This is a genomic window from Achromobacter sp. ES-001 (assembly GCF_019448355.1).
GTDB classification, from domain to species: Bacteria; Pseudomonadota; Gammaproteobacteria; order Burkholderiales; family Burkholderiaceae_B; genus Achromobacter; species Achromobacter spanius_B.
Window position 1 is genome coordinate 2,623,144 of record NZ_CP079940.1, and the last position, 15,026, is coordinate 2,638,169.

Genomic DNA, 15,026 nt, shown 5'->3' on the forward strand with positions numbered 1-15,026 from the left:
CCCGGTCCAGCCTTCGGTACGCTCGTCAAACCCCCCGGTTTTCCACCGCGTACTTGATCAGTTCGGCCTGCCCGTCGATACCCAGCTTGCGCTTGATGTTCAAGCGGTGCGTTTCCACGGTGCGCACCGACAGGCCCAGCGCGTGCGCGATCTGCTTGTTGGCCTGGCCGGTGGCGATGTGGCGAAGCACGTCGCGTTCCCGTTGCGTCAGCAAGGTGGCCGGTGCGCTGGCCTGCGACAAACGCACCGCGACGGACGCGCTGAAATAGCTGCGGCCTTCCATCACGGCGCTGATCGCCGTCACGATTTCCTCGGCCGGCTCATCCTTGAGCAGATAGCCGCGCGCCCCGGCCTTGACCGCCTGCACCATGTATTCCGGGTTGTCGTGCATGGTCAGCACCAGGACGGCAATCTGCGGATAGCGTTCGTGCAGCTGCGCCGTCAGTTCCAGCCCGCCGCCGCCTGGCATGTTCAGGTCCATCAGCGCCAAGTGGGGCAGGGTGTCGCCAAGCGGGGCTTCGGCTTGGCACGCGGCCAGGAATGCCAGCGCGGCGGCGGCGTTGCCGGCTTCGCCCACGACCTGAAGACGGGGCACGGTTTCCAGCCGCAAGCGCAGGCCGTCGCGTACCAGCGGGTGGTCGTCAACCAGCAACAGTCGAATGGCGTCGGGCGTGGAATTCATGCGGGGCTCGTTGAAGGGGGAGGGGCGGTCGGGGGAAGGGCGGTCGGGGGAAGGGCGGCCGGGGGCAGCGGCAGCCAGGCCTGCAAGGTGGTGCCTTGCTGGCTGGAATGAAAACTCAGGTTGCCTGACAGCGCGTTCAGGCGTTCGCGCATGTTGCGCAGCCCGATGCCGCGTCGCGGGTCTTCCTGCACCTGTGCATAGTCAAAACCGCGTCCATCGTCGGTGATGGTCAGGCGCAGATCGTGCGCCGAGTAGGCCAGCGTCATGTCGGCGCGCGTGGCGTGGGCATGGCGGATCACGTTGGTCAGCGCTTCCTGCGTCACGCGGAACAGCGCGGTGGCGTAGGCGTCCGGCAGCTTCACAGGCTGGCCGGTGGTGGACAGGCGCACGGCCAGCGGCGGCGCGCCGTCCGTGCTGGGAATGGCGAATTCCCTGCCCAGATGTTCCAGCGCGGCGGGCAGGCCCAAGTCGTCCAGCAGGGTGGGGCGCAGATTATGCGAAATGCGCCGCACCTCGCCCACCGCCGTGTTCAGCCGGTCCAGCGCGCCGCCCAGCGGCTTGTCGATATGGGCATGGGCCTGGGGTTCGGCCGGCGGCGCCTGCCGTAATCTTTCCCGGGCGGCTTCCACCGATAGCTTGATGGACACGAGCACCTGGCTGATGCCGTCATGCAGCTCGCGCGACAGGCGCGCGCGCTCGTCCTCCTGCGACCGCACCACCTGTTGGGCCATCAGGCGCAGCTTGGCGTCGGACTGCCGGTGGTCGCTGATGTTCAGCGCCAGCCCACAGGCCGCCACAAACAGGATCGACACCACGGCAATGCCCGCCACCCAGGCGAACATGCTGCGGATGTTGGCCTGCGCGGCGGCATCGATACGCACCAGGGCCTGCTCCACGTCATCCAGATAGATGCCGGTGCCCAGCATCCAGCCCCACCGGTCCAGCACGACTACATAGCCCAGCTTCTCCACGGTCTGGTGCGTGGACGGCTTTTCCCATAGGTAATGCACCACTTCGCCTTGCTGCCCGCCCTGGCGCGCGGCCGCCAACAGGTTCTGGATGACGGCTTGCCCGCGCGTGTCGCGCAGGTTCCAGAGGTCTTGCCCCACCAGCTCGGGCTGGCGCGGGTGCATCAGGTTCTTGCCTTGCAGGTCGTAGACGAAGAAATAGCCATCGTGGCCGAACTCCATCTGCGCCAGCAGTTCCAGCGCTTTCTGGCGCGTGGCTTCGTCGTCGCCCGTGGCCTGCAACGGCGCCACGGCGCTGTAGGCCAGGCTGACATAGTGGCGCAACTCGCTTTCCTTGCTGGCCAGCCAGGCGCTTTCCACCACCTGCTTTTCGCGCTGTGCCAGCTGCAAGCCCTGCACGTAGACGGCCACGGTGATGGCGGCCAAGGCCACCAGCAACGGCACCGCTGCCAGCAGCAGGATCTTCAAGCGCAGCTTCATGGGAATTCTGTCTAAGGGGTGATTGGTGCGCCGCCGCATTGGGGCGGCCTGACGGAGGATGTTGATTAACAGCGAGGATTCACCGGATTCCGCCATTTTATGTTGCGGCGCATTGCGTAGTAATACGTACCCGGATTGCGTAGTTCCGCGCTTGTTGGCGGGGGGGCAAAACGAAATACTAACGCCCGCGTCCAGCAGGACGCAGCGCGGGCGCTTGCGCACCCGCCACCCCACAACAATGAGTCTGCCTTCCGCGAGACGAAAAAAGCGTTTCACGCCACAAGCATGGCGGGAGGCAAGAGGAGCACTTATGCAAACCAGCAGTAAGGGACTGGGTCAGCACCTGGTCTGGCTGGCGGTTGCGGTACTGGGCGCGTTTGCGCTGGGCACCGTGGCGCTGGCCAGAGGAGAGACCATCAACGCGCTTTGGGTGGTAATTGCCGCCGTCTGCGTCTACCTGATCGCATACCGCTACTACAGCCGCTTCATCGCAAAGAACGTGTTCCAACTGGATGCCTCGCGCATGACGCCGGCCTGGAAGCACAACGATGGCCTGGACTACGTGCCTACTAATAAGCACGTGCTGTTCGGCCACCACTTTGCCGCCATTGCCGGCGCCGGCCCCTTGGTGGGCCCGGTGCTGGCCGCGCAGATGGGTTATCTGCCGGGCATGCTGTGGATTCTGGCGGGCGTGGTGTTCGCCGGCGCCGTGCAGGACTTCACCATCCTGTTCATCTCGACCCGCCGCGACGGCCGTTCACTGGGCGACCTGGTCAAGTCCGAGCTGGGCAAGATCCCCGGCGTGATCGCGCTGTTTGGCGCATTCATGATCATGGTCATCATCCTGGCCGTGCTGGCGCTGATTGTGGTGAAGGCGTTGACGCATTCGCCGTGGGGCACCTTCACGGTAGCCGCCACCATCCCCATCGCGCTGTTCATGGGCGTGTACCTGCGCTACATCCGCCCGGGCAAGATCGGCGAGGTCTCCATCATCGGCTTCGTCGGTCTGATGGCCGCCATCACCTTCGGTCAGGACGTGGCCGCCCACCCGGTGATCGGCCCCATGTTCGATTTCGACGGCAAGGGCCTGACTTGGATCCTGATCGTCTACGGCTTCATCGCCGCCGTGCTGCCCGTGTGGCTGCTGCTGGCCCCGCGCGACTACCTGTCCACCTTCCTGAAGATCGGCACGATTCTTGGCCTGGCGATCGGCATCGTGGTCGTGGCGCCGGAACTGAAGATGCCCGCGCTGACGCAGTTCGTGGACGGCACCGGCCCGGTCTGGTCGGGCAACCTGTTCCCGTTCCTGTTCATCACCATCGCCTGCGGCGCGGTGTCGGGCTTTCATGCGCTGATCGCCTCGGGCACCACGCCCAAGCTCATCGAAAACGAAATGCAGGCCCGCTACATCGGCTACGGCGGCATGTTGATGGAATCCTTCGTGGCCATCATGGCGCTGGTTGCGGCTTGCGTGATCGAGCCGGGCATCTACTACGCCATGAACAGTCCGGCCGCCGTCATCGGCACCACGCCGGACCAGGTTGCACAAGTGGTCTCCAGCTGGGGCTTCGTGGTCACGCCGCAAGACCTCATCCAGACCGCCAAGGACGTCGGCGAAAGCACCATCATTTCGCGCGCGGGCGGGGCGCCCACGCTGGCCGTCGGCATGGCGCACATTCTGCATCAGGCCATTGGTGGCCCGGGCATGATGGCGTTCTGGTACCACTTTGCCATCCTGTTCGAAGCGCTGTTCATCCTGACCGCTGTCGACGCGGGCACGCGCGCCGGCCGCTTCATGCTGCAAGACTTGCTGGGCACTTTCGCGCCTTCGCTCAAGCGCACCGATTCGCTGCCCGCCAACCTGATCGCCACCGGCTTGTGCGTGGCGGCCTGGGGCTACTTCCTGTACCAGGGCGTGGTCGATCCGCTGGGCGGCATCAACACCTTGTGGCCGCTGTTCGGCATCGCCAACCAGATGCTGGCCGCCATTGCGCTGACGCTGGGCACCGTGGTGCTGTTCAAGATGAAGCGCGACCGCTATGCCTGGGTCACGATCCTGCCCACGCTGTGGTTGCTGGCGTGCACGCTGACCGCTGGCTGGCAGAAGCTGTTCCATGCCGATCCGCGCGTCAGCTTCCTGGCCCACGCCAACAAGTACAACGCCGCCATCGCGCAAGGCAATGTGCTGGCGCCCGCGCATTCGCTCAAGGAAATGTCGCGGGTCGTGGTCAACGACTACATCAACGCCGGCCTGTGCGCGATCTTCATGTTCGTGGTGATCAGCATCGTGGTCTTCGGTGTGAAGTCGGTGCAGCGCGCCCGCGCCGAGAACAAGCCGACGTCCCGCGAGACGCCGTACGAAGCGCTGCCGGCCGCCGCCGGCGCCGACTGACCCCCAACGGAGACGCCGCATGCTGTTCAGCAACATGACCTCGGCAGCCGGCGCCGCCGGCCGCTACCTGGGCCAAACGCTACGGTTGATGGTCGGCGTGCCCGACTACGAAACCTATGTCGAGCACATGCGTCGCACCCACCCGGACCAGGAGCCGATGACCTACGAAGCCTTCTTCCGCGAACGCCAGGACGCGCGATACGGCGGCAAGAAGCGAATCGGCTGCTGCTGAGGTTGAGTGAAAACAGAAAACAAGCCCCCGTGTGGGGCTTGTTTATTTTGGGGTGGCGGTGGAAGGCAGGGGATGCCCGACAAGCTGCGGGGTCATTCAACGAACCGAACCTGGGCGCGAATTACCACCTAGGTACACCGCCAGCCGCGCCTGATAGGCGAAAGAATCGGCATTCGAACTCATCGTTAACTCCGCACTCTGTTCAGGGTGTAAAGCACGTCGCGCCATTCCGCGGTATCCAGCGCCGCAAAAGAATCCAGTAGCCGAGCCTTGCCGGCCACCGCCTCTTGAATGCACTGCTGAATACGTGGGTGCGTTTCCAGATGCGGGTGCACCGTCAGATGCTTCAAGGCAAAGGTCACGCGGTCCGAGGCGTTGCGCAGCCCCAGCACATGGGTGCGCCGCAGATGCGACAAGACCTTGGCAGCCGCGTGCGTGGCGGGGCCGGGCTTGTCCTGCATTAAGGGCGCCAGCACGCGCGCGTCGGCTGGCATCGGCTGATCGGCCAGCCGCTTCCACGCGGTCAACACGTTGCCAACCAGCGGCGCCAGGTGCTGCGCGTTCATGTCCGCCGTGTCGAAAATCGGCGTCGGCGTGTTGTTGTGGCTGCGCAGCTGCAACAAGCGGCCCGCGCTGTTCGGCACGATCCACTGCGTGATGGGGTTCAACCACGAGCCCATGCGCTCGCGCAAACTAACGGCCAACAACTCCAGCCGCAACGGTTCGAATAGGGGTAGGACGCGCTGCGCATCCTGATCGGGCACCAGGCAGCGCTGCGCCAGGTCCTTAGCCAATACAGCCAAAGGCGAAGGGCTGTTCAGCCAACCGCACACCATGCGCTTGCCGCCGATGGGCTCGGCCAGCGCGGTGTTGACCGTCAGGCGCAGCACGTCCCGATCGAACCGCTGGCCCGCTTCAGCCAACGTGATCAGCTTGGGACAGGCGGACGTGTCGTGTGCCAGGTCCGCGCGCAAAACGGGCGCGATAGCCTCCGCTGCAAACCGCGCCAGCAGCTTGTCGGGATGCAAGGGGCTATCGTCGGCGCGATCAGCCTGGGGATCGATCAACAGATAAAAGCCCTGGTCGGCGTTTCGGGACCGGGCAAGCAAAGCCGCAAACGATGTCATCGTGGCGGCATCCGGCAAGAAGCCGGACAGCGGCAAAGTGCGTGCGTAGGCATAGCGTTGTCCTGGTTGCGCGGCGCGGCCACAAGGGCAGGGCGCCTTTCAAAAAGAAGTGCTGCCAGGGCTAATGCAATATCCATGCCATGCGCGGCGCTGGCACAAAACCCTCAACGCTATCAATGGCTTACGAACGTATCGTGTGTGGCAGCCAGCGTGGTGCAATGCCTGCGAATTGAAATTGACCGGGTTTTAAACGAGAACCGAGCCAGTTCTGGCCCGATAAAAACTAAGCGCCGCCTTATCAACGACTTACGGCGGGCCATATTTGGCTCGATCGAGCCAAATATGGCCCGACAGGTATCGCTTAAGCCCAAACGCGCGGGGCGCCGCTGCTCGGCAAGACTGGCCCGGCGCGCATCCCCGGTCAGGACAGTTCCAGCGCCCGTGCGCCTACCGCGCCGCCTATTCGTCCGACCGCCAAGACTTCCGGCGCGACTTGCGCGGTTTGGGCAGCACCCCTAAACGCGGGTCGCGCGCCAGTGACAGCGCCGCCAGACGTGAGGCCAGCGCCTCGAACGCGTCATCCCACTGGGGCAGATACAGCCACTTGCCCAGCACGGGGTGCGGCAACAGGCTCGGCATCTCTTCGCACAGCGCCGCATGACGCTCGCGCGAAGTGCATACCATGACGCCATTCCAAGGCTCATCACGGTCGGCCACCACCAAATACAGCGCGCCATCCAGATACGCGGCATCGCAGCCGAACATCTTCCGTCGTTGATAATTGGCGTCGCGCTCCAGAGGCTCTAGCACCCACAGCAGCGAATTCTGGCGCGCAGCAAGCTGCTTTTTGGGCGGGGCAAAGAGGTCTGACGATGTAGGCATGATGGCAAGTTTATGCCGATCACGCGCGCCGTTCATCCTGGATTTGCACGCCGCCTGGGAACGGCAGCTAATCCTAGGAAAGCAGTGTCGATTTTGCGCGGGCTACCGTAACGCTACATAAGTAGGACCCATTCACCCCATTCACGGGCCGTTTGTTCGCAAATATGTGGGCCCCGGGAGTCTATGATGGTTCGTCGCATCGAATAGTGATTTCGACCATATTTGATTTGGCCCAAAGGTAAAAATTATGATCCCTGCCTGGAACCTTCAAGGCGTAATTCCGCCGGTACGCCCAGGTGCGCATGGTCACGACCCGGATCGTTCACCTTACCGATCATCTCTTCAGTCGCTGGTTGACGCGATGGGGATCTCTCGCGCGCGATTGAACATTCTTGAAGGGCTTCTGAAATTCCGCGCCGCGATTCACGGAATTGGGATCGACACAGGGTTTCAATGGTTGAACGGCAGTTTTTCAGAACACGTGGAGATCGTTGAAGCCAGAGATCCGCGTGATGTGGATGTCGTGACGTTCTTGCATCTTCCCAATGGGCTGGACCAGGCAGCGCTCGTAGCCCGGAATCCTCGTCTTTTCGATCAAACGTATGTGAAGGACACCTATCACGTCGATGCCTATTGGGAAGTTTTAGGGCGCCCGCTGAAAGCCGAGTCGGTTCAATCAGTGTCCTACTGGTACAGCATGTGGTCCCACCGAAGAGACGGCGTGTGGAAGGGATTTGTCCAAGTGCAGTTGGAGCCGTCCGAAGATCTCGTCGCCGTTCAAGTGCTAGCTCAAGCCAAAGCAGAGCTTGGAGTCGAGACATGATTAATCGTGATGAATTCCTCATCTCCGAAATCCGACAGCTGGAGCGAATGCTGGAGGATATTCCCGCGTCAGCAGCGATACAACGCATATCGATTGAAAATCGTTTAAACAGGGTTCGTGCTTCGCTCAAGCGGGAGCTGGCGTCGTCAGTACCCCCACGCGTGAAGCTTACCTTCCGAGGACGTCCGACGATCGGTAGCCACGGAATCGCGGCTGACTTTGGGGGAAAGGCAACCATCGCATTTGCTGATGCCTTCGCGGCAGTCGTTGCCGGGCTCAACGACAACCTTCAACTGATGGGGCCAATTCCTGATCGCGAAAAAAACCAGCTTTTGATCACTGGTACGGCCGTGGGTTCGTTTGGGTTCGAATTCGAGCTTCCCGCTGGCGGCCTTTTCCCCGAGCAAGAGAATACAGAAGAAGCACTGCGGAAGATGCAGTCTTTGCTAGAGGCCTCCGCCACGGGCAGCGATGACGACGTGGCGGAGTTAGTAGATGCAATCCACCCCCGTGCGGTGAAGAAAATCTCTGAGTTCCTATCGGTGTTATCTCAGTACCAGGCCTGGTGCGGCCTGGAGTTCAAGGATCGGATATTCAGATACGACGGCTTCGACCAGCTGACACGTTCTGCCAGCCGGCTTGGCGAAGAGAACATACAAGAAGCGGCGGAATCCTACGCGGGTGAGTTTGTGGGCATCCTTCCCAATTCGCGTACGTTTGAATTTCAGACGGCAGACGGTTTGATCAAAGGCAGGATAGGAGCTTCCATTGAAGATCCCGGCGTGATCCTCCGTCACTGGCTTAAGCGCAGCGTTCACATAACGTTAGCGGTCGTTCACGTTGGCCAAGGGCGCCCTCGGTTTACGCTAAATGATCTTCCCGATCACCGATAGAGCATCGTGTCGAGCAACCGGCTGTGGTCGGCCTCGTCCATACCCACGGTGCTTTGCATGGCCCTGGAGTCAGGCCCATCTTGTGATAAAGGCGGACAAAGGTGTCAGGCAGCATTTCCGGAAGTGTTATTTGCCGTCTGAATCCATTGAAAAGTTCAAGGTAGCTTAATGATAAAAAGTTCTGCACTCTTTGCTTTATCGACCGCGCTCTTGGCGGGATGCGGTCCAAACAAAATCATTGTGGATCTGCCTTCGCCACAGGGCCAATACCACGTAGAAGTTCGCAAATGCGCTGAGCCCGGCGCCATGTCATCGACTTCGCAAACCCAGGTCTCGGTCCTGAAGTCCGGCGTATCAGAAAACTGCCAGTCTGCGGTGAATGCGTTGGCGCAGTTCCAGTCGTATGCGCCCGACGATCAACTGCAACTGGAATGGTTGTCGGAGGCGGAGCTTCGGGCATGGCATCCCGGATTTGATCCAAAGTCCGGGCCGCGTTCCGCTTCGTATAAGGCGGACAACCCGGTCAAAGTGATATTTGCGCCGGCCAAGTGATTTACACCGCAATGTCGTCGCGCGGCGTCCATGGGGTGCCGCCGTTCGCGGGCCTGCGCGCTACGTCAGCAACGCCAACGCGTCAACCAGCGACAGCACGGTGGTGCGCGACGCGAACGCGGTGGAAAACAGGTGCTCGTGCACAATCGAATCCGGGTCGTAGCAGCAGTCTTTGACGGTAAACAATCGGTAGTCTGCGTCGCTGGCATGCGCAATCGACGACAGCATCACGCCAGTGGACGCAATGCCCACCATCAGCAGCGTATCGATGCCTTGTGCCGATAGCCGCAATTCAAGGTCCGTACCAAAAAACACGCTGGCGCGATGCGCGATGATGATCGGCTCGTCGGGCTGCCGGCCCAATTCAGGGGAAATCTGGTCGCCGGTGAAAAGGCCAAGTTGCTTGATGCCTTGCCCGTTCTTGTTTAGCGGACTGACTTCGGGATAGCCCGGACTGAACCGAATCTGGGCGAAATAGATTTTGATCCCTTGCCGCCGTGCCGCGTCGCAAAGCGCGCGCGTATTCGCTAGCAAGGTGGGCGCGACAGAAGGGAACAGGTTGATGATGTCGGTCTGATAATGCATGACCAACAACGCGCTGCGGGCGGGCACGAGGGTGTCTAGGGTGCTCATGGGCGCGGGCTCCACAAGGCGGGCAGTTTCACCGCGGCATACCGCTTCGGTAGTGGCGTCATCGATATCAGGTTCCGGACGGGACTGTATTTTTTAGCACGAGGCGACGGAAACAAGGCAGCTAGACAGCTTACAAATGTCCAGCTAAAAAAGTGTCGGACCGCGTTATTCAGACAGCTTTAGCGGTTGTGCAAGTGAGGTGACTTGGACGCCAAGCTAGGTGCGAATTGGGGCGCGGTCACTGGCGGGGGACCGGTATCAAAGTTTCCATCTTTCTAGCCAGGCGCACTACGCGACTCCGCGTCGATTTGCGCCGGCCACCGGACTTTAGGCGCCAGACGCAGCGCAAGGTTGTAGGGCGGCACTTCGTCTGGATCGTTGAACGTGTCGACGGGAGGCAATGCGTCGGGCCCGTGCTGCATGTAGGCACGGACGAAATCCCAGGAGCTGCCCTCGTCTTGCCCGACGCTTAACGGAAAACGATCAATGACTTGGTTCGTGCCGGGCTTGACGACGGCGATGGATACACCCCACGTGAAGATCAAGCCGCCTTGCCCGGTGGCGCCGCGTTGGCTCCAGGCTTCGGCGCGCAGATGCGGCCAGGGGTAGACCTTTGTGGTGACGTGCCATCGCGACCAAGGTTTCCACCAAATATGGTGGAAGCTATTTACGTAAACATTTCGACGAAGGCGATTAAACCGAATCGGCTCGTCGCTCGGCGTGGATATGTCTATGCGAACAGTCAATGCCGTTATCCAAAGCGCCATTAGAAAACACGGGATATCCATAAGAAAATATGACAGATCCGGTTTTCTTATCAGCAGAAAGGGTATCGCGAAGAACATCCAGATGAATGGGAAGATGGCCAGGAAAAGCAAAAGTCCGCGCATGGTATTGCGCCGGCTCAATTCGAGGTAGATTCCGTTCATTGAGTTAACGACCGGTATCGGAGTGTTCCGCTTGGGCGACGCTGCTGAATCATCCGGCAATTGCAGATCGCGCACCCACCCGCGATATGGCTTGTCCAGAGCAGGAGTGCTGTGATTAGAGCTTCTTTGCTGCGATGTCACTTCGTCTCTCTCGGAAAAGGGTTCGCGATTGTGCAAGCCAGTTGATCCTCTCTGCGATTACGAACAAACGTCGCGTTAATTCTGTGACTGGACCGCTACGAGCAAGGCAAATTTGGGCGCCGCGACGGGCGCGGGCATTGATATCGGGATTTTCATCGTTCTAGCTAGATCCACTACGCGACTCCGCATCCATTTGAGCCGGCCACCTGACTTTAGGCGCAAGACGCAGCGCAAGGTTGTAGGGCGGCACTTCGTCCGGGTCGTTGAACGTCTCAACGGGGGGCAATGCGTCGGGTCCGTGCTGCATGTAGGCACGGACGTAATCCCACGAGCTGCCCTCATCCTGGCCCACGCTTAGGGGGAAGCGATCAATGACCTGGTTCGTGCCGGGTTTGACGACGGCGATGGATACGCCCCACGTGAAGATCAGACCGCCTTGCGCGGTGGCGCCGCGTTGGCGCCAGACTTCGGCGCGAAGATCGTCCCAGTTGTAGGTGCGGGTTGTGACGTACCAGCGGGCGAAGGGGTTCCACCATATGTAGTGGAAGCTGTAGACGTAGACCTTGCGGCGCAAGCGATTGAAGCGGATGGGTTCGTCACGGGGAATGGCGGTATCGACCCGAATCATAAAAATGGTCCACCAAAGCATTCCGACCGTAATCGGTATAGCTTTTATAAAGTGAGAAAACCCTGTCCTGCCTATGATGATTTTCGGCACTGCGAATACGAGCCACGCAATGCCGACCAAGGAGAGGATGAGCATAAGCCCGCGCAATTTTTGCCCTCTGCGGCTGATTTCCAAGTGAATGTTGTTCATCGAATTGATGGGGGGCGGGGGATGCGGGCCGTCTAGCCGAGGTGCGGATTCTCCGGGCAAGGTGAGGTCGCAGACCCAACCTGGATGTGGGGCAGCTAACGTAGGTCCGTTGCGAGTGGGGAGATTCTTGGTCGACATTAATTTCCTGGATTGAATCTTGTGCAATTTTTGCAGCGCTCAATATGCTTACCGAGTAGAGATCACCGTTACTTCGGCGTGTCCTCCTTGATCAGCGATATCTGGCCAGTACTTGATTCGAAGCGTTGCAAATTCGATATCAGCCTCGCCGATATCAAGCAAAAGCGAGCCGCCCAGTACACCCGCGTCTCTGGTAGGTCGACGCGTTGCTTGGTCGTCTATTCGATATCCGGGGCGCTTGGGGTGGTCAGATATTTCGCCAATCCTGGGTGAGTTGTGATGCTCTGCAATTACGATTTGCTCAGGCGAGTAGCGCTTCAATGCCAAAGTCATGGCGTATCCCGACTTATTCGGATCCCACATGGGAAGCTTGACGTGATAAGTGAGCGTGGTTCCCCATTGCATTCCTGCGCCGATGGCTGGCAACGTAGATAATCGCGGTGCAAAACGAAATTCGAGATCTGTCTGCATCCCGATCAACGCAGCATTCAGCGCGCTAATGGCTATATCCTTGTCAATATTGGCCGCGGTAGTTTTCTGAGTTTCTAGGTCTTCGCTCGCGTACCTCGGGATGCTGGGGACCGATTTGGCCGAGTTCCACCAGATGGAAGGCGTTTCGTCATGGTTTCCAAAGTAGCAGCGGCGTGCCCATTGTTCGATTGCCGTTGACTCGCTGCCCTTAGCAGAAATGGAAACTGCGTAGGCCAGCATACCCAGGGCGATAGCCCATCCAAGCGGTCCTAGCAATGAGGAGGCGCTCGCCCAAGCCGCGTATGTTGCTGCCAAGCCGGAGGCGGCCGACAGGATGCCAGCATAGATATAGCTGTCTCGTGCTTCGCCATCGCCAGACCGCATTGCTCGTACTGCGGCAGTTCCAAACTGCACCCCCTCAACCACACCCGACAGAGCACTTGTCACGCCGCCAAAGCGAATCATCCCTTTGCCCAGCGTCAACGCATTCACCGCGCGTACTTCGGCGACAGCGGCTTTCTCCATCGCCCGGGCCACGCTTCTTATTCCCAACCCCGTCGCTTCAATGCTGACGCCCACCACCCCCACCGCGCTTGCCGCCACGCCCGCGACGGCTTCTGGGTATTTGTCTCCCATCACGCGCTCCAGGTCTTGCAGGCTTCTTGCCAGCCCATCTTGCTGAAAGAACAACGCGCCCATGGACAACGCTAAGTCCAAGTTCGCCATCCCGCGTATTCCAACAAAGGCGGTATGCGCCCGTAGCTTTGCATCCGCAGCCGTCGTTCGTAGTTGCCCGGCTATGGCATGTGCCTTCGGTTCCAGGCCGCCAATGCCCACCACCACGCTGCGCCAACCGCCTTCCAGGGTCTCCGCCGTGGCGTTGGACATTGCAGTTAGCTTATTTTTCAGTCCTTCAGCGGTATCCGCCACCCAGAACGTGGCTTTGAATATGTGGTTCTGTGCCGGACCCGGCAGGGTCAGCATGCCGCTGAATATCAGCGCGCGAGCCTTCTTGCCGGTCTCCTTTGCGGCCTTGTCGTATTCCTGGCGCATCTGTTGGGTGAGTAATTCCTGATACTCGCCCAGCGTCAGTTCGATCTGAACGCGCAGCATTTGGACGCGCTCGCATAGCAGCAGGGCGGCTTGATGCACCGTGGCGGCCACGGGTAGAAGCTGTTCTTGCGCCCGTGCGTCCATCGTCAACATCGCGTTGATCATCGCGCCTTGCAGTTGGCCCACCGCGTCTCTCACGCTGCTGCGTAGGTACATATCGCCTTCTTGCGAGGCCATCACGTCTTTGATCGCGGCATACAGCTTGCCGGAATCATTGGCCTTGAAGCCTTCGGTAAAGGTCGGGCGCAGGCCTTCAAGCAGGCGGGCGTTCTTGGCCAGTAGCGCCTGGTACAGAATGCTGTCGGGGTTTTCTAGCAAGGCCTTCCACAGCTGCTGCGTGGGACCAAGATCCGCGCCATCAACCGGGGGCGCTTCGCTGGGGCCGCCGTCCAGGCAGGCCGCCACCATCTTGGTGTACGCCGCTGCCGAGTGCGGATCGGTAGCCGAGTAGTCGTATCGCGCGATGCGGAGCCAAGCCAGAGATTGCAGCCATGCGACATAGCGGGCGGCCATCGTATCTATCAGTCCTTGCCTGCGCTGCGATTCCTTATCGTGCATGTCCTGAAACTGCTTGCGACGCGGCTCGCTGTAGCGTTGTTCCAGGCGTTCGTGATACTCAGCCGTGATGCGCTTGGCTGCGATTTCCGTTTCGCGGGGGACATCCACCGGCGGCAAATGGGAACGCGTGCCCAGCACCGGATGGTCATTATGTTGTCGGCGGTATTCGATCTGTTTTTCGACTTCCTGTACCGCTTGGGTGTGTGCCCAGGTCTTCTCCAACTCTCTGATCTGCACCAGCGCCGCCGATGTAAAAAGCAGATACTGCCGTTCGGCATTGCCCGCCCATGCGAGCCGGTCGTTAATCAACAAATGGCGTTGTTGATTGAATTCCAACACCGCGCCGACCGGATCGGGCAACGCCAATACCGGCACACCTTGCGGCAGGCCTTGCGTCTTTGCGATGTCGTCGACGTAATCATTTATCGGCACAAACCTGGGGGTACGTGTACGCACCGCATGCCGGCTGCCGAAATCCTCGCCGTCGTAACGGTATTCCCACACGTGATCGGTCAGAAACCCATCCGCGAATTTCAACCCGTGCAATACCGTTTGGGGCGTTTCTCGCAACGTCGTCAGATCCACTTTCAAGAACCGCGCGGATGGCGCCGTCTGCGCCTTGTAGGCATCCAACACCGGCTCAGGCCACCGATCTTGCGAGAACGCGATCCACGCTTCCTTGTAGACCGCGGTGTCGACGTGTATGAACGAAGCGCGCACGTCGTGCCCTACACCCGTGCAAGCCTGGGACAAGGGGCGGGGAGTGCCCTCCGGCATTCGGTACGGATCATATTGGCGCATGTGCCCGTCGGCGGTGACTTGATACGCGTGCCAGATTTCCTGATCCAGCAGCACATACACAAACCCTTCGCGCAGTAGGCGATAGTTGCCCGGCTGCATATCGATGCGTACGCGGTCTTGTTCAGGGTCGAACGGCAACGACGTTGACGAAGATGTCCAAGACGGCGAGGATCTCGGCGGCAATGGCGCATCGCGCAGCAACAAGATCGGCATTCCGCTGCGCTCGCAAGCGCGGCAAGTACCTGCTGGCACCGCCATCGTTTCCAACACCGCCAGCCGAGCTTGGTGGGCGAAAGAGCTTGCATGCGAACTCATCATCAACTCCGCGATCAATTCGGCGTGTAAAGCACGTCACGCCATTCACTAGCGCCCAGCGTCGCAAATGAATCGACCC

General features: G+C 60.4%; 13 protein-coding genes. 5 read left to right on the forward strand and 8 right to left on the reverse strand.

What is annotated here, in order from left to right:
- Positions 1-25 precede the first annotated feature (25 nt).
- Together KYT87_RS11900 and KYT87_RS11905 are read right to left on the reverse strand one after the other, a co-directional pair.
- On the reverse strand, positions 26-682 hold the full coding sequence (locus KYT87_RS11900; RefSeq protein WP_046806847.1) for a response regulator transcription factor: 657 nt from the start codon (positions 680-682) through the stop codon (positions 26-28).
- Positions 679-2,130, reverse strand: coding sequence for a cache domain-containing protein (locus KYT87_RS11905; RefSeq protein WP_219992294.1), 1,452 nt, complete (start codon positions 2,128-2,130; stop codon positions 679-681). The genes KYT87_RS11900 and KYT87_RS11905 overlap by 4 nt, the downstream gene beginning before the upstream one ends.
- A 310-nt stretch (positions 2,131-2,440) precedes the next feature.
- Here KYT87_RS11905 and KYT87_RS11910 point away from each other — a divergent pair, with 310 nt between their 5' ends.
- Positions 2,441-4,522 (forward strand): carbon starvation CstA family protein, encoded by a 2,082-nt coding sequence (locus KYT87_RS11910; RefSeq protein ID WP_046806849.1) that lies wholly within the window; start codon positions 2,441-2,443, stop codon positions 4,520-4,522.
- A gap of 19 nt (positions 4,523-4,541) precedes the next feature.
- A complete protein-coding gene (locus tag KYT87_RS11915; protein ID WP_104145677.1) occupies positions 4,542-4,754 on the forward strand; it encodes a YbdD/YjiX family protein in 213 nt (70 codons plus the stop codon).
- Positions 4,755-4,939: 185 nt separating this feature from the next.
- Here KYT87_RS11915 and KYT87_RS11920 read toward each other — a convergent pair whose 3' ends face one another.
- Positions 4,940-5,881 carry a hypothetical protein gene (locus tag KYT87_RS11920; protein WP_219992295.1) on the reverse strand — a complete coding sequence of 314 codons (942 nt, stop codon included), beginning with the start codon at positions 5,879-5,881 and terminating at the stop codon, positions 4,940-4,942.
- A 459-nt stretch (positions 5,882-6,340) separates the two neighbouring features.
- Positions 6,341-6,763: a hypothetical protein gene (locus KYT87_RS11925; protein ID WP_219992648.1), complete on the reverse strand. Its 423-nt coding sequence runs from the start codon at positions 6,761-6,763 to the stop codon at positions 6,341-6,343.
- Positions 6,764-7,010: 247 nt separating this feature from the next.
- Here KYT87_RS11925 and KYT87_RS11930 point away from each other — a divergent pair, with 247 nt between their 5' ends.
- The 3 genes from KYT87_RS11930 (at position 7,011) to KYT87_RS29790 (ending at position 9,031) form a co-directional block, all read left to right on the forward strand.
- The gene (locus tag KYT87_RS11930; protein ID WP_219992296.1) at positions 7,011-7,586 is read left to right on the forward strand and encodes a hypothetical protein; all 576 of its coding nucleotides are present in this window, start codon (positions 7,011-7,013) and stop codon (positions 7,584-7,586) included.
- On the forward strand, positions 7,583-8,479 hold the full coding sequence (locus KYT87_RS11935) for a hypothetical protein (RefSeq protein WP_219992297.1): 897 nt from the start codon (positions 7,583-7,585) through the stop codon (positions 8,477-8,479). Before KYT87_RS11930 ends, KYT87_RS11935 begins: the two co-directional genes overlap by 4 nt.
- 306 nt (positions 8,480-8,785) lie before the next feature.
- Positions 8,786-9,031 carry a hypothetical protein gene (locus tag KYT87_RS29790; RefSeq protein WP_223265025.1) on the forward strand — a complete coding sequence of 82 codons (246 nt, stop codon included), beginning with the start codon at positions 8,786-8,788 and terminating at the stop codon, positions 9,029-9,031.
- Between the two features lie 60 nt (positions 9,032-9,091).
- Here KYT87_RS29790 and KYT87_RS11945 read toward each other — a convergent pair whose 3' ends face one another.
- The 4 genes from KYT87_RS11945 to KYT87_RS11960 all read right to left on the reverse strand — a co-directional run bounded on the left by KYT87_RS11945 (position 9,092) and on the right by KYT87_RS11960 (position 14,947).
- The gene (locus KYT87_RS11945) at positions 9,092-9,664 is read right to left on the reverse strand and encodes an isochorismatase family cysteine hydrolase (RefSeq protein WP_219992298.1); all 573 of its coding nucleotides are present in this window, start codon (positions 9,662-9,664) and stop codon (positions 9,092-9,094) included.
- Between the two features lie 275 nt (positions 9,665-9,939).
- Entirely contained in the window at positions 9,940-10,770 is an 831-nt protein-coding gene (locus KYT87_RS29795; RefSeq protein WP_255594083.1) for a DUF6708 domain-containing protein, read from the reverse strand.
- Between the two features lie 124 nt (positions 10,771-10,894).
- The gene (locus KYT87_RS11955) at positions 10,895-11,362 is read right to left on the reverse strand and encodes a DUF6708 domain-containing protein (RefSeq protein WP_219992299.1); all 468 of its coding nucleotides are present in this window, start codon (positions 11,360-11,362) and stop codon (positions 10,895-10,897) included.
- A gap of 375 nt (positions 11,363-11,737) precedes the next feature.
- The gene (locus KYT87_RS11960) at positions 11,738-14,947 is read right to left on the reverse strand and encodes a T6SS effector BTH_I2691 family protein (RefSeq protein ID WP_219992300.1); all 3,210 of its coding nucleotides are present in this window, start codon (positions 14,945-14,947) and stop codon (positions 11,738-11,740) included.
- Positions 14,948-15,026 lie beyond the last annotated feature (79 nt).

Bases quoted from the DNA above. Each gene is read 5' to 3' on its own strand.
- KYT87_RS11900 (WP_046806847.1), bottom strand. From the start codon at position 682: ATGAATTCCACGCCCGACGCCATTCGACTGTTGCTGGTTGACGACCAC.
- KYT87_RS11915 (WP_104145677.1), top strand. From the start codon at position 4,542: ATGCTGTTCAGCAACATGACCTCGGCAGCCGGCGCCGCCGGCCGCTAC.
- KYT87_RS29790 (WP_223265025.1), top strand. From the start codon at position 8,786: ATGTCATCGACTTCGCAAACCCAGGTCTCGGTCCTGAAGTCCGGCGTA.
- KYT87_RS11910 (WP_046806849.1), top strand. From the start codon at position 2,441: ATGCAAACCAGCAGTAAGGGACTGGGTCAGCACCTGGTCTGGCTGGCG.
- KYT87_RS11945 (WP_219992298.1), bottom strand. From the start codon at position 9,664: ATGAGCACCCTAGACACCCTCGTGCCCGCCCGCAGCGCGTTGTTGGTC.
- KYT87_RS11935 (WP_219992297.1), top strand. From the start codon at position 7,583: ATGATTAATCGTGATGAATTCCTCATCTCCGAAATCCGACAGCTGGAG.
- KYT87_RS11905 (WP_219992294.1), bottom strand. From the start codon at position 2,130: ATGAAGCTGCGCTTGAAGATCCTGCTGCTGGCAGCGGTGCCGTTGCTG.
- KYT87_RS11920 (WP_219992295.1), bottom strand. From the start codon at position 5,881: ATGACATCGTTTGCGGCTTTGCTTGCCCGGTCCCGAAACGCCGACCAG.
- KYT87_RS11960 (WP_219992300.1), bottom strand. From the start codon at position 14,947: ATGAGTTCGCATGCAAGCTCTTTCGCCCACCAAGCTCGGCTGGCGGTG.
- KYT87_RS11930 (WP_219992296.1), top strand. From the start codon at position 7,011: ATGATCCCTGCCTGGAACCTTCAAGGCGTAATTCCGCCGGTACGCCCA.
- KYT87_RS11955 (WP_219992299.1), bottom strand. From the start codon at position 11,362: ATGATTCGGGTCGATACCGCCATTCCCCGTGACGAACCCATCCGCTTC.
- KYT87_RS11925 (WP_219992648.1), bottom strand. From the start codon at position 6,763: ATGCCTACATCGTCAGACCTCTTTGCCCCGCCCAAAAAGCAGCTTGCT.